Annotated in this window: 17 protein-coding genes and 1 pseudogene; 3 read left to right on the top strand and 15 right to left on the bottom strand. The window is 74.6% G+C overall.

Annotation, left to right across the window (positions count from 1 at the left end; genetic code table 11):
• Positions 1-233 precede the first annotated feature (233 nt).
• Complete coding sequence (locus tag DDQ41_RS02175; RefSeq protein ID WP_109292929.1) at positions 234-461, top strand: hypothetical protein; 228 nt, start codon at positions 234-236, stop codon at positions 459-461.
• Between the two features lie 235 nt (positions 462-696).
• Here DDQ41_RS02175 and DDQ41_RS02170 read toward each other — a convergent pair whose 3' ends face one another.
• From DDQ41_RS02170 to DDQ41_RS02155, 4 genes are all read right to left on the bottom strand, one after another.
• Positions 697-1896: a TerD family protein gene (locus DDQ41_RS02170; RefSeq protein WP_172607704.1), complete on the bottom strand. Its 1200-nt coding sequence runs from the start codon at positions 1894-1896 to the stop codon at positions 697-699.
• Positions 1897-2195: 299 nt separating this feature from the next.
• A complete protein-coding gene (locus DDQ41_RS02165) occupies positions 2196-2636 on the bottom strand; it encodes a hypothetical protein (protein WP_109292927.1) in 441 nt (146 codons plus the stop codon).
• A 105-nt stretch (positions 2637-2741) separates the two neighbouring features.
• Positions 2742-4190: a penicillin-binding transpeptidase domain-containing protein gene (locus DDQ41_RS02160; protein WP_109292926.1), complete on the bottom strand. Its 1449-nt coding sequence runs from the start codon at positions 4188-4190 to the stop codon at positions 2742-2744.
• Positions 4191-4605: 415 nt separating this feature from the next.
• A complete protein-coding gene (locus tag DDQ41_RS02155; protein WP_109292925.1) occupies positions 4606-5076 on the bottom strand; it encodes a GNAT family N-acetyltransferase in 471 nt (156 codons plus the stop codon).
• Between the two features lie 219 nt (positions 5077-5295).
• Here DDQ41_RS02155 and DDQ41_RS02150 point away from each other — a divergent pair, with 219 nt between their 5' ends.
• The gene (locus DDQ41_RS02150) at positions 5296-6339 is read left to right on the top strand and encodes an aminotransferase class V-fold PLP-dependent enzyme (RefSeq protein ID WP_109292924.1); all 1044 of its coding nucleotides are present in this window, start codon (positions 5296-5298) and stop codon (positions 6337-6339) included.
• 682 nt (positions 6340-7021) lie between these two features.
• Here the strand turns inward: DDQ41_RS02150 and thpD are convergent.
• The 4 genes from thpD to ectA form a co-directional block, all read right to left on the bottom strand.
• Complete coding sequence (gene thpD, locus DDQ41_RS02140) at positions 7022-7912, bottom strand: ectoine hydroxylase (RefSeq protein WP_109292922.1); 891 nt, start codon at positions 7910-7912, stop codon at positions 7022-7024.
• A gap of 2 nt (positions 7913-7914) precedes the next feature.
• Positions 7915-8343 (bottom strand): ectoine synthase, encoded by a 429-nt coding sequence (locus tag DDQ41_RS02135; RefSeq protein WP_109292921.1) that lies wholly within the window; start codon positions 8341-8343, stop codon positions 7915-7917.
• A 60-nt stretch (positions 8344-8403) separates the two neighbouring features.
• On the bottom strand, positions 8404-9672 hold the full coding sequence (gene ectB, locus DDQ41_RS02130; RefSeq protein ID WP_109292920.1) for a diaminobutyrate--2-oxoglutarate transaminase: 1269 nt from the start codon (positions 9670-9672) through the stop codon (positions 8404-8406).
• A 131-nt stretch (positions 9673-9803) separates the two neighbouring features.
• Positions 9804-10370 (bottom strand): diaminobutyrate acetyltransferase, encoded by a 567-nt coding sequence (gene ectA, locus DDQ41_RS02125; RefSeq protein WP_262508332.1) that lies wholly within the window; start codon positions 10368-10370, stop codon positions 9804-9806.
• A 676-nt stretch (positions 10371-11046) separates the two neighbouring features.
• On the opposite strand from ectA, the gene DDQ41_RS02120 reads away from it, so the two are divergent.
• Positions 11047-12135: an amidohydrolase family protein gene (locus DDQ41_RS02120; RefSeq protein WP_109292919.1), complete on the top strand. Its 1089-nt coding sequence runs from the start codon at positions 11047-11049 to the stop codon at positions 12133-12135.
• 225 nt (positions 12136-12360) lie between these two features.
• Here the strand turns inward: DDQ41_RS02120 and cobC are convergent, their stop codons facing one another.
• The 7 genes and pseudogenes from cobC to DDQ41_RS31965 form a co-directional block, all read right to left on the bottom strand.
• Positions 12361-13410 carry an Rv2231c family pyridoxal phosphate-dependent protein CobC gene (gene cobC / locus DDQ41_RS02115; protein WP_109292918.1) on the bottom strand — a complete coding sequence of 350 codons (1050 nt, stop codon included), beginning with the start codon at positions 13408-13410 and terminating at the stop codon, positions 12361-12363.
• 407 nt (positions 13411-13817) lie between these two features.
• Positions 13818-14279 (bottom strand): annotated as a pseudogene (locus DDQ41_RS33195) (cobalamin biosynthesis protein); the annotation flags it as partial.
• Complete coding sequence (locus DDQ41_RS02105; protein WP_109292916.1) at positions 14252-15796, bottom strand: cobyrinate a,c-diamide synthase; 1545 nt, start codon at positions 15794-15796, stop codon at positions 14252-14254. The pseudogene DDQ41_RS33195 and the gene DDQ41_RS02105, both read right to left, overlap by 28 nt.
• 19 nt (positions 15797-15815) lie before the next feature.
• Positions 15816-16424, bottom strand: coding sequence for a cob(I)yrinic acid a,c-diamide adenosyltransferase (gene cobO, locus DDQ41_RS02100; RefSeq protein WP_109292915.1), 609 nt, complete (start codon positions 16422-16424; stop codon positions 15816-15818).
• Positions 16424-18553, bottom strand: coding sequence for a putative cobaltochelatase (locus tag DDQ41_RS02095; RefSeq protein WP_262508636.1), 2130 nt, complete (start codon positions 18551-18553; stop codon positions 16424-16426). Before DDQ41_RS02095 ends, cobO begins: the two co-directional genes overlap by 1 nt.
• A 38-nt stretch (positions 18554-18591) precedes the next feature.
• Positions 18592-20364 carry a cobyric acid synthase gene (locus tag DDQ41_RS02090; protein WP_262508331.1) on the bottom strand — a complete coding sequence of 591 codons (1773 nt, stop codon included), beginning with the start codon at positions 20362-20364 and terminating at the stop codon, positions 18592-18594.
• A complete protein-coding gene (locus tag DDQ41_RS31965) occupies positions 20361-21266 on the bottom strand; it encodes a CobD/CbiB family cobalamin biosynthesis protein (RefSeq protein WP_394342117.1) in 906 nt (301 codons plus the stop codon). The genes DDQ41_RS02090 and DDQ41_RS31965 overlap by 4 nt, the downstream gene beginning before the upstream one ends.
• Positions 21267-21440 lie beyond the last annotated feature (174 nt).

The raw sequence follows: 21440 nt of genomic DNA, 5'->3' as shown, positions 1-21440 counted from the left end.
TTCCCGAGCCTTCCCGAGCCTTCCCGCGGCAAGGGTCGCGCCCGCCCGCCTCCGCGGCGAGGGCCGCCGCCTGCCTCCGGGGACCGCGATGTCAGAGTGACGGCAGGCGGCCCCGTCAACCCGCCAAGGGAGGGCAATTCCCCGGCCGTTCGCCGGTGACGAGCCGACACCGGCCGACGCGACCGGCCGCGAGGATTGAACCGGAGGCGGGTGGAGGGCACATACTGCACAGGATGACTGAATCCTTCGCTTCCCGGCGGCGCCTGCCCACCAGCCCCTTCCACCGCCCTGACCCGGCCGCCCCACCGATCGAGCAGTTCGAGGTCGGAGACCGGGTCTCGCATGATCAATTCGGACTCGGAAGAGTCACCGGAGTCGAGGGCGCAGACGCCGTCCTCGTCGACTTCTCAGGGAGGCAAGGGAGGATCCTGAGCCCGTTCACCAAACTGGTCAAACTCTGACCCGGTGCCGCGTCGGGCGGGGTCCACCCGTCAGCCCCGGCGCGGAGCGGCGTCCGGCGCGGTGGATCGCAGGGCGCCGGATCGGCCTGGTAGCCGGTCTACCCGGTCGGTCCGGCAACGCGGCGAGTCGCCGTACCGGACGCCGTGACGGGGCAGACGTCGCCTGACACGGCACCAGGACGCCCGGGCCGCCGCCGACGAGCGGCGGCCCGGGCGCTCCCGGTGTGCGCCCGGGCTACAGTGCCTGGGCGGCCGGCTTGACCATCCCCCGGACCGTGCGGGACTTCACGAACTCGCCCATCGCGGTCATCTCCCACTCGCCCGAGAACTGGCGGATGAGCTTCGCCATCATCACCCCGGTCTGCGGCTCGGCGCTGGTGAGGTCGAAGCGCACCAGTTCCTCGCCCGTGGCGGCGTCGATCAGCCGGCAGTACGCCTTCGCGACCTCGGTGAACTTCTGGCCCGAGAAGGAGTTCACGGTGAAGACCAGCCCCGTGGCCTCGGCCGGGAGCCTGCCGAGATCCACGACGATCACCTCGTCGTCGCCCGCGCCCTCGCCGGTCAGATTGTCGCCGGAGTGCTTGATGGCGCCGCTCAGGATGGAGAGCTTGCCGAAGTAGCAGCTGTCGAGGTGGTTGCGCTGCGGACCGTAGGCGATCACGGAGGCGTCCAGGTCGATGTCCCGGCCGCGGTAGGCGGGCTCCCAGCCCAGCCCCATCTTGACCTGGGAGAGCAGCGGGCGGCCGCCCTTGACCAGGGACACGGTCTGGTTCTTCTGGAGGCTGACCCGCCCCTTGTCGAGGTTGATCTTGCCGGAGCCGGGAGGGGCCGCGGGCGGGGGCGAGGGGGCGGCTGCCGGTGCCGCCGGAGCCGCCGAGGGTGCGCCCGCCGGAGCGGCCGTCGGAGCGGCCGGCGCGGACGCGGCGGCCGGTTCCTCGTCGACCGAGACCCCGAAGTCGGTGGCGATGCCGGCCAGCCCGTTCGCGTACCCCTGACCGACGGCACGCGCCTTCCACGCCCCGTTCCGCAGGTAGATCTCCACGACGACCAGGGCGGTCTCCGCGCCCAGGCGCGGCGGGGTGAAGGTGGCCAGTGCCGAGCCGGCGTCGGCGTCCCGGATCGTGGCGGTGGGCTCGATGCCCTGGAAGGTCTGCCCCGCGGCGTCCGGGCTGGCGGTGACGACGATCTTCTCGATGCCGGGCGGAACGGCCGCGGTGTCGACGATGATCGCGTCCGGTGCGGAGCCGCCGCCGGAGCGGTATGCCACCCCGGCGCCCGAGGGCTGGTTGTAGAAGATGAAGTCGTCGTCGGAGCGCACCTTGCCGTCGGCGGTGAGCAGCAGGCCCGATACGTCGAGCCGCACCGGAGCGGCGACGTCCACCGCCACACGGGTGGCGGCCAGGGGGATGTTCGAGCCGGGGGTCATAGCTGTCATGACTGGGGTAACGAGCGAGGTCGCTTTGCCGTTCCCTTACCTTGCGCCGAACCGGTACGGGGCGTCCGCAGTCTGACGCGGCTCCACGGGTGTGGTGAATCCCTCCCGGCCTGCGGCGTCGGGCACGCGTTTCCCCGCCGCCCCTCGGGTCCGGAAGGTGCCCCGCGCCGGGTTGCCGAGGTCATCCGGGTGCGTCCGGTACGGGGTGACCCTCCGGAGGATCCGGATGATCCTCCGGATCCTCCGCCCTGTGATCGCGGGCACCGGACGCCGCAGGCCCGTCCCGCGGGCGGACGGGGCTACGTTCGCAGCACGCCCCCGCGGCGCGCCGCGCGGCGTGCGTCGAAGCGGAGGGCCAGGCCCGTCGCGAGCGCGCCGAGACCCTCCCAGACGGCTATGCCGAGGAACGGCGCGGGCGCCCGCCCGGCGAGCACCGCGAGGAGGAACACCAGGAAGGTGAGCAGCCGGAACGGGACGGTCCAGCGGAAGAACGGCTTCCAGTCGGACAGGGCCGCCAGCACGTAGTACACGCCCATGTTGAGCGCGGCCATGGAGGAGGCGGTGACGAACGCTGCCGTGCGGCCGTCCGCGCCGGCGCCGGCCGGCCCGCCGTCGGAGCCGAGACCGAGGACCGCGAGCAGGAAGTCCGGCGAGGCCAGGCCCGCGAGGCCCATGACCGCGGCCAGGACGCCGAACACCGCCATCGTCCAGCCGGACAGGGAACGGGGCAGCCGCCGCACAACGTCCTCCCCGGAAGCGGGACATGGAAAGGGTGGAGGACCCTGCATACCGCGCCCCGCACCCCGCCCGCCAACCGGAACCGAATCTTCCGGCGCCGGTCCGCGCTACGCCAGCGCCGCCCGCATCATCTTCTCCGCGATCGGCGCCGCGAGTCCGTTGCCGCTCACCTCGGAGCGCGCCGCCCCGGAGTCCTCGACGACCACGGCGACCGCCACCCTGGCCCCGGACCCGGCGTCCTCGGCGTACGAGGTGAACCAGGCGTACGGCGTCGCGCTGTTGTCCTCGCCGTGCTGGGCGGTGCCCGTCTTGCCGCCGACCTCGGCGCCGTCGATCCGGGCGTTGCTGCCGGTGCCGTCCTCCACGACCGTGACCATCGCGCTGCGCAGCTGCTCCGCCGTCCGCGAGGACACGATCCGCTCGGTGTCGGAGTCCGGGTACTCCCGCAGTGTGGTCCCGTCCGCGTCCACGACCCTGGACACCATGTGCGGCGACGCCAGCAGCCCGTCGTTGGCCAGGGCGGCGGACACCATGGCCATCTGCAGCGGGGTGGCCGTGACCTCGAACTGCCCGATGCCGGTCAGTGCCGTCTGCGCCTCGTCCATGTCCGTCGGGTACACACTCGTGGCGGCGCGCACGGGGACGTCCTGCTCGGAGTCGTTGAAGCCGAACTTCTCCGCCATCGCCCGGAGCTTGTCCTTGCCGAGCTGCTCCGCCATCCTGCCGAAGACGTTGTTGCAGGAGTACCGCAGGGCGGTGCGGATCGTGGCGTCCTCGCAGGGGGCGGAAGCGTTCTCGTTGACCAGCACCGTCCGGGTGTTCGGCAGGGTGTAGGGCTGGGGGCTGTCGGTCGGCTCGTCCACGGACGAGTACAGCCCGTCCTCCAGCGCCGCCGCGGCGACCACCAGTTTGAAGGTCGAGCCGGGCGGCAGCGGCTGCCGCAGGGCCCGGTTGACCATGGGCCGGTCCTCATCCCCGGTGAGCTGCTGCCACGCCTCGCCGTCCGTGGTCCCGCTGATCCGCGACGGGTCGTACGACGGAGTGCTCACCACGGCCAGGATCCGCCCGGTGGCAGGGTCGACGGCGACCGCGGCGCCCTTCTTGCCGCCGAGCGCCTCGAAGCCCGCCTGCTGGACCGCCGGGTCGATGGTGGTGAGGACGTCCCCGGGCTGGGCCTGCTTGTCGATGAGGACGTCCAGCGGGTTCTTCAGCCGGCTGTCCGTGCCGTCGAGCACATCGCCGTAGACGCCTTCGAGCTGGGTGGCCCCGTACGCCTGTGAGCTGTAGCCGGTGACGGGTGCGTACAGCGCGCCGTCCGTGTACGTGCGCTTGTACGCGAGATCGCCTCCCCCCGTCCGCTGCGAGCCGGTGACCGGGGAACCGGCCACGACGATGTCGCCGAGCGGCTGCGCGTACTGCGCGATGGTGTTCCGCCGGTTGTGCTGGTCGTCCGCGAGCGCCTTGGCCTCGTAGGCCTGCACCCAGGTCGCCCGCAGCAGCAGGGCGAACACCAGGAGCAGGCTGAAGACCGCGGTGCGCCTGATCGTCTTGTTCATCTCGGAGAAGGACGAGTCGCACGGGGAGTACCGTTCCGGACAGGTCGGTTTTCTCACCGAACCCTCATCAGGGGAGGGGAGCGCCCCGGGCGGGGTTTCCCGGGAGGGCGTCCCCGGGCGGGGTTCCCCGGCGTGATTCCCTCAGCGGGGTTCCCCGGCGGGGTTCCCCGGCGTGATTCCCCGGCGTGATTCCCCGAACGGGTCGGGCCGAGCACGTTCTGCGGCGGTGAGCCGCCGACCGGGACCGACCTGCCCGGGAGGGTTCGCCCCCCGGGACTCGCCTGCCCGGGACTCGCCTGTCCGGGACCGCCCGGCCGGCGCCGTCCGTTCCGGGAGGCCGCCCCCGGCCGGCCGCGTCCGGTCCTCCCCCGTGCGGGGCTCGGCCGCCGGACGGAGGGCCGCGCCCGCGCCGTCTTCAGCGGTCGAGCCGGAGCAGCAGCTCGTCGGTCTCCCCGCCCCGCGCGTGGGCGAAGCCGGTGCCCCGCCCCGCCACCGTGAACCCGCACTTGGCCAGTACCCGCAGGGAGCCCGCGTTGTCGGCCGCCGCCCGGGCGTGCAGCGGCCGTTCCGGTACCAGCAGCAGCAGTGCCCGCAGGGCCGAGGTCGCCACACCGCGCCCCCACAGGGCACGGTCGATCCAGTACGTCACCTCGCGCTCACCTGGCGGCCCGTACACGGCGGCGTGTCCCGCCACGACCCCGTCGGCGACGACGGTGCGGTTGACGTCGTCCGTGCGCAGGACCCGTTCCCAGCGGGCGTCGAACCGGGCCCGGTCGCCCGCGTCCCCGGGGGTGAACGCTGCCATGCGCGCGGCTTCCGGGTCCTGCATCAGCGCGAAGAAGGTGTCGAGATCGGGGCGCCGGACCTCGCGGAGGACGACCTCCATCAGAGCCTCCTGTTGACGGGAGCCGGCCGGCCCGGGCGCCGGACAGCGCGCCCTTGGCCTTCTGCTCGCGGTCGGGGTTCGGCCACCGAGCCACCCGGGGGAGGAGGCCGCGGCGGGTGCGGCACCAGTGTGGAGTACGGGCCTTCGAACCGGGAAGCCGCTGGAGCGGGTCGGTCGAGGCCGCGGCCGGGGAGGCCGGCCCCGTTAGGGTGGGGGCGCATGGAGACCCTGGGAGGCGCCGAGTTCGCGCCCACGTCGACGTATCTGAACACCTCCTTCTGCGGCCTGCTGCCGAGACGCTCGGTGGAAGCGGTCGGAAGGCTCGCCCGGGAGATCGCCGACGGGCGCCCGGAGGGGTCGGGGAGCACCGGGGCCGTCGAGGCCGCCAGGGCGTCCTTCGCCCGGCTGGTGGGGGTGTCCGCGGACCGGGTCGCGCTCGGCGGCTCGGTCGCGGTCCATGTGGGGCTGATCGCGGCCTCCCTGCCCGCCGGGGCGGAAGTCGTCGTGCCCGAGGGCGAGTTCAGCTCCGTGGTCACCCCCTTCACCACCCGGGACCTGAAGGTGCGGTACGCGCCGCTCGACTCGCTGGCCGAGGCGGTGGGGCCCGGCACCGCGCTGGTGGCCCTGTCCGCTGCGCAGTCCGCCGACGGCCGGATCGCGGATCTCCCGGCGGTGCGGGCCGCCGCGGCCGGGCACGGGGCGCGCGTCCTGCTGGACGCGAGCCAGGCCGCGGGCTGGCTGCCGCTGGACGCGGGGCGGTACGACTACACGGTCACGGCCGGGTTCAAGTACCTGCTGTGCCCACGCGGCGCGTCCTTCCTCACCGTCACCGAGGAGGCGCAGGAGTCGCTGGTCCCGGTGCACGCGGGTCTGTACGCGGCCGAGGACCCGGCGGGGAGCACCTACGGACCCGTCGAGCACTTCGCCCGCTCCGCCCGGCGGTACGACGAGCCGCCCTCGTACCTCTCCTACCACGGGGCCGCGCAGTCCCTGCCGCTGCTGGAGGAGGCGGGCATCGCGACGGTGCACGCCCACGCCACCGCGCTCGCGGCCCGGTTCCGGGACGGGCTGGTGCGGCTCGGGCACGAGCCCGTGCCCGGCGACTCGGCGATCGTCGGGGTACCCGGACTCGGCGAGCGCAAGCCCCTGCTCGACCGCGCGGGAGTCGTCGTGTCGGCCCGCGCCGGGATTCTGCGGGTCTCGTTCCACTTCTACAACTCGGCCGCCGATGTCGACCGGGCCCTCGACGTGCTCGCGGGCTGACCGGGCGCGCCCGGCGGCCGGGACGGGCGCGCCCGGCGGCGGGGGAGGCTCGCGGCGGGGCAGCCCGGCGTGCCCCCCTGGGGCCGGGTGCGGGACCTTCCGGGCCGGGTGAGGTCCTGCCGGGCACGGGGCGGTCGGACTGCCGCCGCCCGGGGCCGGGGCGGGTGTCCGGTGCGGCCGTGACGGCCCGGCTCAGGGCCGGGTGCGATTCCCCTCCGCCCCGCGGGGTGTGTTCCCGGGCCGGGCCGGGCCGGGTGACCGCCGGGCCGATGCCCGGCCGACCGGCAGTGTTCTCCGCCCGTCTCCGTGGGAGCTGTCATGACCACCGCCTTCGACCCGTTCGACCTCCGCGGCACACCGCTCGCCAGCCGCATCGCCACGGCGCCCATGACCCGCAGCCGCGCCTTCGGCCCGGGCCTCATCCGACCGGCTCCACCGTCGACCACCACACGCAGCGGCGCCTCGGCCGGGCTCGTCATCACGGAGGGCATCCGGCCCTCCGCCGGCGGCGAGGGCTGCCCGGTCCGGGCGGAAGGGCTCCCGGCACCGGTCCGCGCACGGGGAAGGGGCCGGCCGCACGAGCGGCCGGCCCCCTGCCCGCATCTCACGGCGGCGCCACCGAGGTGGGACCACCGCGCTCCGACGCCGTGTCCCGGGGCGTCCCCCGGGACCGGCCCCGAGTTCACCTCACCGGCGTGAAGTCCCGCGCGCCGATGAACGTCGGGCGCGGCACCGGTGCCGCGAACGGCTCCCGCGCGGCGTTCTCCACGCTGTTGAACACGATGAAGACATTGCTGCGCGCGTACGGGGTGATGTTGTCCCCGGAACCGTGCATCGCGTTGCAGTCGAACCAGGTCGCCGAGCCGGCCCGGCCGGTGAACAGCCGGATGCCGTGCCGGTCCGCGAACGCGGTCAGCGCCTCGTCCGACGGGGTGCCGGCGTCCTGCATCTGCAGCGACTTCCGGTAGTTGTCCTTGGGCGTCTCACCGGCGCAGCCCAGGAACGTCTTGTGCGAGCCGGGCATGATCATCAGCCCGCCGTTGGTGTCGTGGTTCTCGGTGAGGGCGACCGACACCGACACGGTCCGCATGTTCGGCAGCCCGTCCTCGGCGTGCCAGGTCTCGAAGTCCGAGTGCCAGTAGAAGCCCGAGGCCCCGAATCCGGGCTTGACGTTGATCCTCGACTGGTGGACGTAGACGTCGGAGCCGAGGATCTGCCGCGCCCGGCCCACGACGCGCTCGTCGCGTACCAGGGCCCCGAAGACCTCACTGATCTTGTGGACCTCGAAGACCGAACGGACCGACTGCGACCTCGGCTCGACGATCGAGCGCTCGTCGGCGCGGATCAGCGGGTCGTCGACCAGCCGGTCCAGCTCGGTGCGGTAGACCTCCACCTCGGCCGGGGTGAGCAGCTCCGGCATGGCGAGGAAGCCGTCGTGCTCGTACCCCTGGAGGTCGGCTGCGGAGATCGGGCCCGGCGCTCCGGGCGCCGACCACACCACCGGGTCCCGGCGGGGGACGGCGGTCTCGGTGGCGCCGCGGGTCGGGTAGAGGTCGGTGATCGCGGTGGTCATGGTCAGCCCTCCTCGGTGTGCTGGTGGTCCCCCCGGGCCTCGGGTCCGGGGGCGGGGTAGGTGCCGTTCTCGTCGTGGTCCTCGCGCCCGGTGACGGGCGGGTTGAAGACGCAGACGCAGCGGAAGTCCGTCTTGGGACGCAGGGTGTGGCGCTCGTTGCCGTCCAGCAGGTACATCGTGCCGGGCTCGATCCGGTGCGCCTCACCGGTCTCGTCGTTCGTCAGCTCCGCCTCGCCCTCCACGCAGAGCACGGCCTCGATGTGGTTCGCGTACCACATCGACGTCTCCGTACCGGCGTACAGCACGGTCTCGTGGAGGGAGAAGCCCGCCTTCTCCTTGGCGAGCACGATCCGCTTGCTCTCCCAGGTGCCGGACTTCGACCGGACGTGCCGGTCGGTGTTCTCGATGTCCTTGAGCGATCGGACGATCACGGTGCTTTCAGAACCTTTCTTTCCTCGCCGTACGGGGTGGGTCGGGGTGCCGCGGGGGCCTCAGGCGGTCTCGCGGACGGCACGGGCCAGCGTGCGAAGGCCCTCGTCCAGCTCGTCGGGCGTCACGGTGAGCGGCGGCAGCAGCTTCACCACCTCGCTCTCCGGGCCCGAGGTCTCCAGCAGCAGGCCCAGCTCGAACGCCCGCGCGCAGACCGCCGACGCACGGCTCTTGTCGGTGAACTCCAGGCCCCAGACCAGACCGCGGCCGCGGTAGTGGGCGCCGAGGGCGGAGTTCTCGTCGCAGATGCCCAGGAGGGCCTGCTCCACCTGCTCGCCGCGGGCGATGGTCTGCTTCTCCGTCTGCCCGTCGGCCCAGTAGGCGTCCAGCGCGGCGGCCGCCGTGACGAAGGCCGGGTTGTTGCCGCGGAACGTGCCGTTGTGCTCGCCCGGCTCCCAGACGTCCAGTTCCGGGTTGAACAGGCAGAGCGCCATGGGCAGGCCGTAGCCGCTGATGGACTTCGACAGGGTGACGATGTCCGGGGTGATGCCCGCCTCCTCGAAGGAGAAGAAGGCACCCGTGCGGCCGCAGCCCATCTGGATGTCGTCGACGATGAGCAGCATGTCCTGACGCCGGCACAGGTCGGCCAGCGCCCGCAGCCACTCGGGGCGGGCGACGTTGATGCCGCCCTCGCCCTGCACGGTCTCGACGATGACCGCGGCGGGCTTGTTCAGCCCGGACCCCTGGTCCTCGAGCAGGCGCTCGAACCAGAGGAAGTCCTGGACCTGGCCGTCCAGGTAGTTGTCGAACGGCATCGGGGTGCCGTGGACCAGCGGGATGCCGGCGCCGGCGCGCTTGAAGGCGTTGCCGGTCACGGCGAGGGAGCCGAGCGACATCCCGTGGAAGGCGTTGGTGAAGGAGACGATCGACTCGCGGCCCTTCACCTTCCGGGCCAGCTTCAGCGCGGCCTCGACGGCGTTGGTGCCGGTCGGGCCGGGGAACATCACCTTGTAGGGCAGGTCACGCGGCCTCAGTACGGCGTTCTGGAAGCTCTCCAGGAAGGCGCGCTTGGCGGTCGTCGCCATGTCCAGGCCGTGGGTGATGCCGTCGCGTTCCAGGTAGTCCAGCAGCGCGCGTTTGAGTACGGGGTTGTTGTGGCCGTAGTTGAGCGACCCTGCGCCGGCGAAGAAGTCGAGATAGGTGTGGCCGTCCTCGTCGGTGAGGCGGGCGCCCTGCGCGCGGTCGAAGACGGCGGGCCAACCGCGGCAGTAGCTGCGCACCTCCGACTCCAGGGTCTCGAAGACACTCAGGGCGGGCGGGGTGATGGTCACAGCGTTTCACTCCTGATGTGGGGTCGGACGGAGCTGGGATGCGGGTCGTGCGGGGTCGTGCGGGGTCGCGCGGGCCTGCCCGGGGCGGCCCGGCGCGGAACGGGTGTCCGGGACCGGCCGGAGCGCCGGTCTCAGTCGCCGACGGGGGCGGCGGTGCCGATCGAGGCGCCGGGGCCGACGGCTTCCGTGGGTTCCATGGGTCCGATGGGTCCGATGGGTCCGATGCGGTACAGCACCTCGGGCTGGTGTCCCCCGTCGGGGAAGAGCCCGCCGTCGAACAGGACCTCGCGGTCCAGTGACGCGCCGTGCCGGGCCGCGTACGAGGCGAAGAGGCGGTCCGAGGCGGTGTTGTCCGGGGTGACGGTCGTCTCGACCGCGCGGATGCCGCGCGGGACGACCCGGTGTGTGAGTGCGTCGAGGAGCGTGCCGGCCAGTCCGCGGCCGCGGTGCTCGCCGTCGACGGCGACCTGCCATACGACCAGCACGTCCGGACGCTCGGGCCGGAGGTAACCGGTGACGAAGGCGATCGGCTCGCCGTCCGGGCCGCGGGCCACCAGGGAGGTCGCGGCGAAATCGCGGCACCACAGCAGATAGCTGTACGAGGAGTTGAGGTCCAGGACCTCGGAGTCGCGGGCTATGCGCCAGATGGCGGCTCCGTCCTCCACGCTCGGGCTGTCGATGCTCAATGCGGTGGTCATGCGGATTTAATTTACCGAGCAAATTCATAAATTGCATCGTGGGGAGGGGTTGGCGAGTCCCGCGCTATATGTTATCGCGCGGGCGCGCACCCTGGCGTGAGGGTGGGGCGAATTATCCGTTTTTGACCGGGAGTTATCGGACAGAACGCCGTTTGTGTGGTGTCCGTCACATGGCGGTGGGGCCCGCGGAATGGCTCTTGGGATCTCTTGGGAACCGATGCGTTTAGCGCTCCGGAAAGCGGGCAGACGAACTCGGGAGGCAGCTCTTGTAAAAGGTGGCTCACGTAATTCTCCTATTAATGCGCTGTTTGTTTTTTCGGTGCGGTTCGGGGAATTGGTTCTGCCGAGCCCTCGAAGGCGCGCCCCCGGAAGTCCGCGCGACCGGCGCCGGCGGTTTCCACGGCGTGGGGCCGGCGGCATCCGCAGTGCGGAACGGCACCGCTGACGCGCGCCGGGGTTCCCGGTGCCGTCGGTGCCCGCGGTGCCGTCGGTGCCCGCGGTGCCGTCGTTGTCCGCGGCGTCCGCGGCGTACTCGGGGTGCCCGGGGTGCTCAGCGTGCCCGGTGGCTCGGCGTACTCGGCGTACTCGGGGTACTCGGCGTTCCCCGTGTCCCCGCTGCGCCGGGCGTCCCCGGTCGCGGGACGGCCACCGGGGCGGGACTCGTAGAGTGCTCCCCATGAGCGATCACGCGGTGCTGCACGTGACAGGGCGGGTGCTCGTCGGGCCGGACGACGTACGGGACGAGCTGTGGGTGGTCGGCGGGCGCGTCACCTACCGGCGCCCGGCCACCGGGGACGTCCGCACCGTCCGGGGCTGGGCGCTCCCCGGTCTGGTCGACGCGCACTGCCACGTCGGGCTCGACCGGCACGGCGCGGTGGACGAGGCGACCAGCGAGAAGCAGGCGCTGACCGACCGCGACGCGGGCACCCTGCTCATCCGCGACGCCGGATCCGCCGCCGACACCCGCTGGATCGACGACCGCGAGGACCTGCCGAGGATCATCCGTGCCGGGCGCCACATCGCGCGCACCCGCCGCTACATCCGCAACTACGCCCATGAGATCGAGCCCGAGGACCTCGTCGCCTACGTGGCCCGCGAGGCCCGGCGCGGCGACGGCTGGGTCAAGCTCGTCGGCGACTGGATCGACCGTGAGGTGGGCGACCTCGCCGCCTGCTGGCCGCGCGGCGCGGTCGAGGCCGCCATCGCCGAGGCGCACCGCCTCGGCGCCCGGGTCACCGCCCACTGCTTCGCCGAGGACTCGCTGCGCGACCTCGTCGAGGCGGGCATCGACTGCATCGAGCACGCCACCGGACTGACCGAGGACCTGATCCCGCTGTTCGCCGAGCGCGGTGTGGCCATCGTCCCGACGCTGGTCAACATCGCCACCTTCCCGCAGCTCGCGGCCGGTGGCGAGAGCAAGTTCCCCCGCTGGTCGGACCATATGCGACGGCTCCACGAACGCCGTTACGACACCGTCCGCTCGGCCTGGGACGCGGGCATCCCCGTCTACGTCGGCACCGACGCCGGCGGCTCTCTGCCGCACGGGCTCGTGGCCGCAGAGGTCGCCGAACTGGTCAAGGCCGGGCTCCCGGCGGTGGACGCGCTCTCCGCGACCACCTGGCGCGCGCGGGACTGGCTGGGGCGGCCGGGCCTGGAGGAGGGAGCCCCGGCGGATCTGGTCGTGTACGAGAGCGACCCGAGGGCGGACGTACGGGTGCTGGCGGCGCCGAGCGCGGTGGTCATGCGGGGGCGCGTCGTCGGCTGACGGACCGCGACCCCGACCGGACGGTTCCCTTCGCCCCGCCACCTCGCAGCCGCCGCCCGCTCGCGCGCACCCCCGCCGCGTCTCCCCGCGTGGACGCGCCACTTCACTGCGTACGTCACTGCGTACGTCACTGCGCGCGGCACTGCGTACGTCACTGGGCGCGGCACTGCGTACGCGACTGGGCGCGTCGCCGAGCACTTCACTGGACGCCCCCCAGCGTGGCGCCTACACCGCGACGAACCTCAGGGCCTGGTCGAGGCCCTGGAGGAAGCGGTTCGTCGTGGCCCGGTCGCGGACCGCGAGCCGCAGCCAGTCGCGGTCCAGCCCCGGGAAGGTGTCCCCGCGCCGGGCGGCGAAGCCGAGCGCCCGCAGCCGTCCGCGTACCTCGTCCGCGCGGTCGATGCGGACGAGGACGAACGGGCCCGCCGCCGCCGGCACCGCCCGTACCCCGTCGAACTCCGCGAGACCGGCCAGCAGATGGGCCCGGTCCGCCGCGATCCGCTCCGCCGCGCGGGCGGCCTCCGCGAGCGCCCCCGGAGACATGCACGCCTCGGCCGCGGCGAGCGCGGGGGTCCCCACCGGCCAGAGCGGCTGGGCCCGCCCGAGCCGGGCGACCGTCCCCGGCCCGGCGAGGACGTAGCCGATCCGCAGCCCCGCGAGCCCCCATGTCTTGGTGAGGCTGCGAACCACGATCAGTCCGGGCACATCGGTCCTCGGGGCGAGGGTTTCCGGTTCACCGGGAACCGCGTCCATGAACGCCTCGTCGACGACCAGGATCCGCCCGGGCCGGGCGAGCCGGGCCAACTCGGCGGCAGGATGGAGGACCGAGGTCGGGTTGGTGGGGTTGCCGACGACGACCAGGTCCGCGGACTCGGGCACGGCCGCCGGGTCCAGCCGGAAGCCGTCCTCCGCGCGCAGCACCACGCGGCCCACCTCGTACCCCGCGTCCCGCAGCGCCGCCTCGGGCTCCGTGAACTGGGGGTGCACCACCACCGGGCGGTACACCCGCAGGGCCCGCGCGATCAGCACGAAGGCCTCCGCCGCGCCCGCGGTCAACAGCACCCGCTGCACCGGCACCCCGTGCCGCGCCGCGACCGCCGCCCGTGCCGCACGGCCGTCCGGGTAGGCGGCGAGCGACGCCAGTGACGCCGCGATGCGCTCCCGCAGCCACACCGGAGGGGTGCCGGTGCGGACGTTGACCGCGAGATCGGTCAGCCCGCCCTCGCGGACCTCCGCGTCACCGTGGTGCCGCAGGTCGTGGAAGCCGGCGTTCACGGTCGTCCCGCCCGGGCCCGGACCGGCGAGGCGGCCGCCTGCCGGTAGCGGTCGACGACCCGATCGGACGGCTCGTCCGCCGCGCCGGTCACGTCGGCGCGCCGGACCGATGAGCCCGGGTGCGCAGCGGCCCGGCCCTCGTGCTGCGTCCCGGCCCGTTCGGCCGGGACGCCGCCGAACAGGACGTGCGGCAGACGGCGGCTGCCCAGGCGCTCCGCGGAGTCCGGCAGCGCCGCGCCGTCCGCGCCGCCCGCGCTGTCACCGCTGACCTCGCCGTCCGCGCTGTCCGCGCCGCCTTCACCGTCCGGGACTACCTCCGGGACTATGTCCGGGACTGAGTCCGGGTCGTCCGGCGCCACCGGTTCCACGCGTGGCGGGATCGGTTCCGGAGCCGAAGGATCCGCAATCCGCACGATGGCACAGGTCACCGCACCGGGGCGTCCCTGACCTCCGGACTTTCGTTTCCCCACCACGAGTTCTCCCCCCTCGGCGAGGGCAGCCGCCTCCGCCACCGACCCGGTGCCCACCGCGGCCGCCGCCGCGGACGGGTTCGGCACCGGCACGCGGGCGAGTTCCGCGGCCGGGTAGGACCGCACCGGCACGCCGAGCGCGGCCGCCGCGGCCGCGACGCCCGGTTCGCGGGCCTTGGCGGCCACGGTCGCGAGCGCCACGACCGAACTCGCCGCCGCCCCGGCCTCCCGCAGCGCGTCCCGCACCAGAGCGAGCACCTCTTCCACGGGCGCGCCCCGGCGCGCCCCGACTCCCACGACGAACCGCCCCGACAGGCCGGTCGACCGGCTGGCGACGGCCCGGCCGAGCGACGCACCGGGGCCGCCGGCCGCTATCCCCGCGCGTCCCACGCCGCGCATCCCTCCGTGAACCGGCGGGCCGCGCCGGGTGCGCCGGCCCAGTGCGTATGCACATAGCTCGCGTGCACACCGTCCTGTACGAAGCCCTCGACCCGGGGCTCCGGCTGCCGGAGCCCCCAGGCCGGCGCGGCTCCCGCGCCCGGTTCCGTCACGGTGCGGTGGAACTCGTGGCCGCGCATCCGGGTCCCGGCCGGGGCCAGGACGCTGTCGCCCACCGCCACGGCGTCCCGGTAGCCCAGCGTCAGCCGCTCCGTCATCCGGGCGTCGGCGTCCAGCACCCCGCACATGGGTTTGCCGTCGAGGGAGCGCGCGAGATACAGCAGCCCGGCGCACTCGGCGGCGACGGGTGCCCCCGCACGGGCGAGTTCGGCGACCGTCTTGCGGAGGCGGGAGTTGGCGGACAGCTCCGGGGCGTACACCTCCGGGAAGCCGCCGCCGATGACCAGGCCGGCCGTGCCGTCGGGCAGTTCCTCGTCGCGGAGCGGGTCGAAGGCGACCACGTCCGCACCCGCGGCCCTCAGCAGCTCGGCGTGCTCGGCGTACGAGAACGTGAACGCGGCGCCCCCGGCCACGGCGACGACGGGCCGCCGGCCATCGGACCCGACCGCCCTCAGAGCATCGGCCCCGACCGCCCTCAGAGCACCGGACCCGGCTGCTCTCAGGTCGCCGGACTCGGCTGCTCTTCCCAGGTCGCCGGGCCCGGCGGGCCGCCGCTCACCGGGCCCGGCGGGCCTCTTGCCCGGGGCCTCGGCAGGCCGCCGGTACGGGGCTCCGGCGGCGGGGGAGCCCAGTGCCGCCGCGGGGTCCCAGGGGTCCCCGGCGAGGGGCGGCGCGCTGTGCGCCAGGGCCAGCAGCGCCTGGAGGTCGCAGCCCGCCCGCACCTGACCGGCCTGCGCGGCGACCGCGCCGACCGCCTCCGTCCGCCGCTCGGCGACCGGCACCAGCCCCAGATGCCGCGACGGTGTCGCCACCCCGGGAGCACGGCGCAGCACCCCCAGCACCGGCACCCCGGACTCCTCCAGGGCGTCGCGCAGCAGGGCCTCGTGGCGGTCGGTGGCGACCTTGTTGAGGATCACCCCGCCGAGCCGCACCTCCGGGTCCCAGGACGCGAATCCGTGCACCAGGGCCGCGACCGACCGGGACTGCGACGAGGCGTCGACGACCAGCACCACCGGCGCCCGCAGCAGCTTGGCGACCTGGGCGGTGGAGGCCAGTTCACCGGCCCCGGCCGCCCCGTCGTACAGCCCCATCACTCCCTCGACGACCGCCAGGTCGCACCCGCGCGCGCCGTGCGCGAACAGCGGGGCGATCAGCTCCGTGCCGCACATGTACGCGTCGAGGTTGCGGCCCGGGCGCCCGGTGGCGAGCGCGTGGTACCCGGGATCGATGTAGTCGGGCCCCACCTTGTGCGGCGACACGGCGAGACCGGCGGCCGTGAAGGCCGCCATCAGCCCCGTCGCGACGGTGGTCTTGCCGCTGCCGGACGCCGGTGCGGCGACGACGAGACGCGCTACCACCTTCTGCCTGCCGACCTCGTCACCACTCGATGCCCCGCTGACCCTTCTGGCCCGCGTCCATCGGATGCCTGACCTTGGACATGTCGGTCACGAGGTCGGCGAACCCGACGAGTTCCGCGGGGGCGTTGCGGCCGGTGATGACGACGTGCTGGGTCCCGGGCCGGTCGCGCAGCACCTCGACGACCTCGGCCGTGTCGATCCAGCCCCAGTGGAGCAGATAGGCGAACTCGTCGAGCACGTAGAACCGGTACGTCTCGGCGGCCAGATCCCGCTTGACCTGCTCCCAGCCCTCGCGCGCCCTGTCCTCGTGGGACTGCTCGCCCTCGGCCGGAGGGCGCTGGATCCAGGACCAGCCCTCGCCCATCTTGTGCCAGTGGACGGTGCCGCCCTCGCCGCTCGCGCCGAGGACCCTGAGCGCGTTCTCCTCGCCGACCCGCCACTTCGCCGACTTGACGAACTGGAACACCCCGACGGGCCACCCCTGGTTCCAGGCGCGCAGCGCCATCCCGAAGGCGGCGGTGGACTTCCCCTTGCCGATGCCCGTGTGCACCATCACCAGCGGCCGGTTGCGGCGCTGGCGGGTGGTGAGACCGTCGTCCGGCACGACGTCCGGCTTTCCCTGCGGCACTACGCTGCCCTCCTGTCGCGGACCGTGCTGCCCGTTCCCGTTCCGGTCGCCGTTCTCGTTCCGGTCGCCGTCGCCGTTCTCGTGTCCGCCGCCGCCCGCACGTCCCGGACGAGCCCCGCGATGCTGTCGGCGCGCAGCTCGTCCAGGGTGACGGCGGTGCCGCCGAGGTCACGGGCGAGATCTCCGGCGAGGCCGAGCCGCACCGGGCCCGTCTCGCAGTCCACGACCACCGCGGCCGTGCCCTCGGCGGCGTGCAGCCGCGCGGCGCGCCCGGCGAGCGCGAGGGCGTCGCCGCCGCCCGCCCCGGTCGCGCGGCCGTCGGTCACGACCACCAGGAGCGGCCGCCGCGACGGGTCGCGCAGCCGCTCCACCCGCAGCACGTCGCGGGCCTTCAGCAGACCGGCGGCCAGCGGGGTCCGGCCACCGGTCGGCAGCTCCCCGAGCCGTGCCGCGGCGGCGTCCACGGACGAGGTCGGCGGCAGCGCCAGCTCCGCCGCGTCGCCCCGGAAGGTGACCAGGCCGACCTTGTCACGGCGCTGGTAGGCGTCCAGGAGCAGCGACAGCACCGCGCCCTTCACGGAGCCCATACGCCTGCGCGCCGCCATGGAGCCGGAGGCGTCGACGACGAAGAGTACGAGATTGCCCTCGCGGCCCTCGCGGGCAGCCTGCCGCAGATCGTCCCGGCGCACCACGAGGCCCGGTCCGCGCCGGCCGCGGGCGTGCTGGTGCGGAGCCGCCGCCCGCACGGTCGCCGACAGGTGCAACGCGGTCAGCGCCCCCCGCGGCCGGTGCGCTCCGGTGGTCCTGCCGTGCTCGGTACGGGCCCGGGAGCGGCGTCCGGCGGCGCCCTCGCCGAGACCGGGCACGCTGAGGGTCCTGGTGCGGAACGGCTCCCCGGCCCGTTCGGCGGCCCGTTCGGCCGCGCTCGCGGCGGGCGTTCCGGAGGGCTCCGGCTGCCCGGCGGGCGGCTCGGTCGGGCTGGACGGGCTGGACGGCTCGGGCTGTCCGGCGGAGGCGGCGGAGTCCGGCCCCCGGCCCTGGGGCGGGACGTCATTGCCGCCGGGGCCGCCGGGGCCGCCGTCCGGAGGCGGGTCCGTGTCGGGGTCCGGATCGGCGTCGGTGCCGGGGCCGGAATCCGTGTCCGGTCGGCCGTCCCCGCCGAACCGCTCCAGCGTCTCGTCGAGCTTGTCCTCGTCGAGGCCGGGCGCGTCGAACGGATTGCGCCGGCGCCGGTGGGGGAGGGCGAGGAGCGCGGCCTGCCGCACGTCCTCCTCGCGTACCTCGGTACGGCCCGCCCAGGCGGCCAGCGCCGCCGCGGTGCGGGCCATCACGATGTCGGCGCGCATGCCGTCCACCTCGAACGCGGCGCAGGTGGCGGCGATCTGCCGGAGCGCCGCGTCCCCGAGCCCCACCCGGGGCAGCGTCGCCCGCGCGGCCACGATGCGTTCGCGCAGCGCGGCCTCCTCCGCCGCCCAGCGGGCGGCGAAGGCCGAGGGGTCGTCGTCGTAGGCGAGCCTGCGCCGCACGACCTCCACCCGCTGCTCCGGCTCCCGGGAGGCGGCGACCTCCACCGTCAGCCCGAAGCGGTCCAGCAACTGCGGCCGCAGCTCGCCCTCTTCGGGGTTCATGGTGCCGACCAGCAGGAAACGGGCGGCATGCCGTACGGACACGCCCTCGCGCTCCACATGGGAGGCACCCATCGCGGCCGCGTCCAGCAGCAGGTCGACGAGGTGGTCGTGGAGCAGATTGACCTCGTCGACGTAGAGCACGCCCCGGTGGGCGTCGGCGAGCAGACCCGGCTCGAACGCCTTCACCCCGTCCGCCAGGGCCCGTTCGATGTCGAGCGCTCCGACGAGACGGTCCTCCGAGGCGCCGACGGGAAGCTCGACGATCCGGGCCGGGCGTGCCGTGCCCGGGGTGGCCTCGTGGGGACCGTCCGGGCATCGCGGGTCGGGCGCCGCGGGCGCGCAGGAGAACCGGCAGCCCGCGACCACGTCGACGTCCGGCATCAGCGCGGCGAGGGCCCGCACCGCCGTCGACTTGGCGGTGCCCTTCTCCCCGCGCACCAGCACACCGCCGACGGCCGGGCTGACGGCGTTCAGCAGCAGGGCGAGCCGCAGGTCGTCCATGCCGACGACCGCCGTGAACGGATAGTGGGGTGCGTTGCTCACTGTGCGGCTCCTGGGGTTCCGGCGGCGGTCGCGGTCGCGGTCGACGCTGCGGTTGTGGTGGGCACAGCGGTCCCGGTGGTCGCGGTGGGCATGGTGGTCCCAGGGGTCCCGGTGGTCCCGGTGGGCACGGGGGTCGCGGTGGGCACGGCGGTCGCAGCGGGGAGGTCGGGCGCCCCCGGCGGGATGAACGGCAGGCCCGGGGGCGCGCCGCCCTCGATGAGGCGGAGCAGCGCGTCGGTGTCCGCATGCTCCTCGACGAGGTCGCCGAGCCGGTCGAGCTGGGCCTCGCGCAGCTCGGCGAAGGACGTGTCAGGGGCGGGGGCGAACCCGCGGCCCGCCGCCGCGGCGACGGCCCGCAGGAACGCCCGGCGGAACCCGTCGCTCTCCAGCGACCCGTGCCAGTGGGTGCCCCACACCTCGCCGACCCGGCAGCCGTCGAGGAAGGGCTCGCCGCCGAGCACCTCGGCGACGCCGTGGTGGATCTCGTACCCCTCGACGGGCTGCCCCAGTGCCTCGCCCGACGGGCGGGCGAGGGTCTTCTCCGCGGCGAACCGCACCCGGACCGGGAGCAGCCCGAGCCCCGGCACGGCTCCGGTCCGCGACTCGACCTCGTCGTCGATGTGCTCGCCGAGCACCTGGAAGCCGCCGCAGATGCCGAGCACGGGCCGGCCCTCGGCCGCCCGCCGGGCGAGGGCGCCCGCGAGGCCCCGCTCGCGCAGCCACTCCAGCGCGCGCACCGTGCCCCGCGTGCCCGGCACGACCACCAGGTCGGCGTCGGCCAGCTCCTCGGGGCGGTCGACGAAGCGCACGATCACGCCCGGCTCGGCCGCCAGCGCGTCCACGTCGGTGAAGTTGGACATCAGCGGCACGGCGCAGACGGCCACGCGCAGCACGTCCTCGCCGACCGGCGGCGCCACCGCCGACTCGCGCACGGTGCCGCGCAGGGAGACCCGCAGCCCGTCCTCCTCGTCGATGCCGAGCCCGTGCGCGTACGGAAGCACGCCGTACGTCCGCCGCCCGGTCAGCCCGCGCAGCATCTCCAGCCCCGGCCCCAGCAGCGAGACGTCGCCGCGGAACTTGTTGACGAGATAGCCGGCGACCAGCTCCTGGTCACCGGGGGCCAGCAGTGCCGTCGTACCGAAGAACTGGGCGAACACCCCGCCCCGGTCGATGTCGCCCACGACCAGCACGGGGAGCCGCGCGGCGCGGGCGATGCCCATGTTGACGATGTCCGTGCGCCGCAGATTGATCTCCGCGGGACTGCCGGCGCCCTCGCAGATCACCACGTCATGGGTGCCGCGGAGCTCCTCCAGGCAGGCCAGCACCGGTTCGAGCAGCGCCTCCCGGCGCCCTCCGCGCAGCATCCCCACAGGGGTGCCCCCGGTCCCTCCCGGCAGGCTTCCGGCGGCCTGCGCGCCCCGTTCCGGCCCCGCCGGGGGCCCCGGCCTCCCGAAGAACCCGCGCGCGCTCAGTTCGCCCACCGGCCGGCCCAGCAGCACGACCTGGCTGGAGCGGTCCCCGCCGGGTTTCAGCAGCACCGGGTTCATCAGCGCCGTCGGCTCCACCCGGGCGGCCTGCGCCTGCATGGCCTGCGCCCGGCCGATCTCGGCGCCCTCACGGGTGACGAAGGAGTTGAGGGACATGTTCTGCCCCTTGAAGGGGGCGACCTTCACGCCCCGGCGCACCAGCCAGCGGCAGATCCCCGCCGTCACGACGCTCTTGCCGGCGTCCGAGGTGGTGCCGGCGACCAGCAGTCCGCCCCCGCTCATGCGCGCCTCCGCCGCAGCGCCCCGGCCGCGAGGCGCCCGCCCGCGCACACCGCGAGCGCCAGCACCCCCACGCGCGCCGAGAGCCGCACCGCCCGCTCGATGTCGGCGGTCCGGACGGCCCGTCCGCCGTCGCCGTTGAGTACCGGCCGGTGCTCGACCCGTCCGCCGTACGACAGCGTCCCGCCGAGCCGTACGCCGAGGGCCCCGGCGAACGCGGCCTCCACGGGACCCGCGTTGGGGCTCGGGTGCTTCGCGGCGTCCCGGCGCCAGGCGCGGGCCGCGCCGCGCGGGTCGCCGCCCGCGACGGTCGCCAGCGCCGCGGTGAGCCGGGCCCCGGGCCAGCCCGCGAGGTCGTCCAGCCGGGCCGAGGCCCAGCCGTACCGCCGGTAGCGGGGGGAACGGTGACCGACCATCGCGTCCAGGGTGTTGACGGCGCGGAACCCGAGCAGGCCCGGAACCCCGCCGATCGCGCCCCAGACGAGGGCGCCCACGACGGCGTCCGAGGTGTTCTCGGCGACGGACTCGACGACGGCGCGGGCGATGCCGGGACCGTCCAGCGCCTGCGAGTCGCGCCCGCAGAGGTGCGGCAGCCGCTCCCTGGCGGCGCCGAGGTCCCCGGCCGCCAGCGACCCGGCGACCGCGCGGGCCTCCCGGCCCAGCGAGGTGCCGCCGACGACGGCGTCGGCAGACTGCGCGCCGCGGGCTGTGTCTTCGCCGAGGACGAGGCACGGCTGCTGTTCTCCCAGGGAGGGCAGCGGCACCACCCTGGTCGCCTGACCCGTCCCGCGATGCGCCGTCCCGGGGGCGAACGGCACCCGGCCGTTCGGTCCCGGGACGGCGCACTTCCGTGGTCCGGCACGGTCTTCCCGCCACGCCACCGGCGGTGCGCCTCCGTTCCGCACGGGTTCTCCCGCGGCCGCGCCACCGGGCGGCGCGGCCGCGTCCCCGCCGGTGTCCCGGTCGTTTCTCCCCGGTGCCCGGTGCCCGGTGCCCGGTGCCCGGTGCCCGGTGCCCGGTGTGCGGGCCGGCCGCCGCTGCCTCCCGGGGCCCGGCGGCCTGCCGCGCGCCGGCCGGCG

It is taken from the genome of Streptomyces spongiicola, from assembly GCF_003122365.1.
GTDB classification, from domain to species: domain Bacteria; phylum Actinomycetota; class Actinomycetes; order Streptomycetales; family Streptomycetaceae; genus Streptomyces; species Streptomyces spongiicola.
This window is presented reverse-complemented; position numbering and strand designations above follow the sequence as displayed.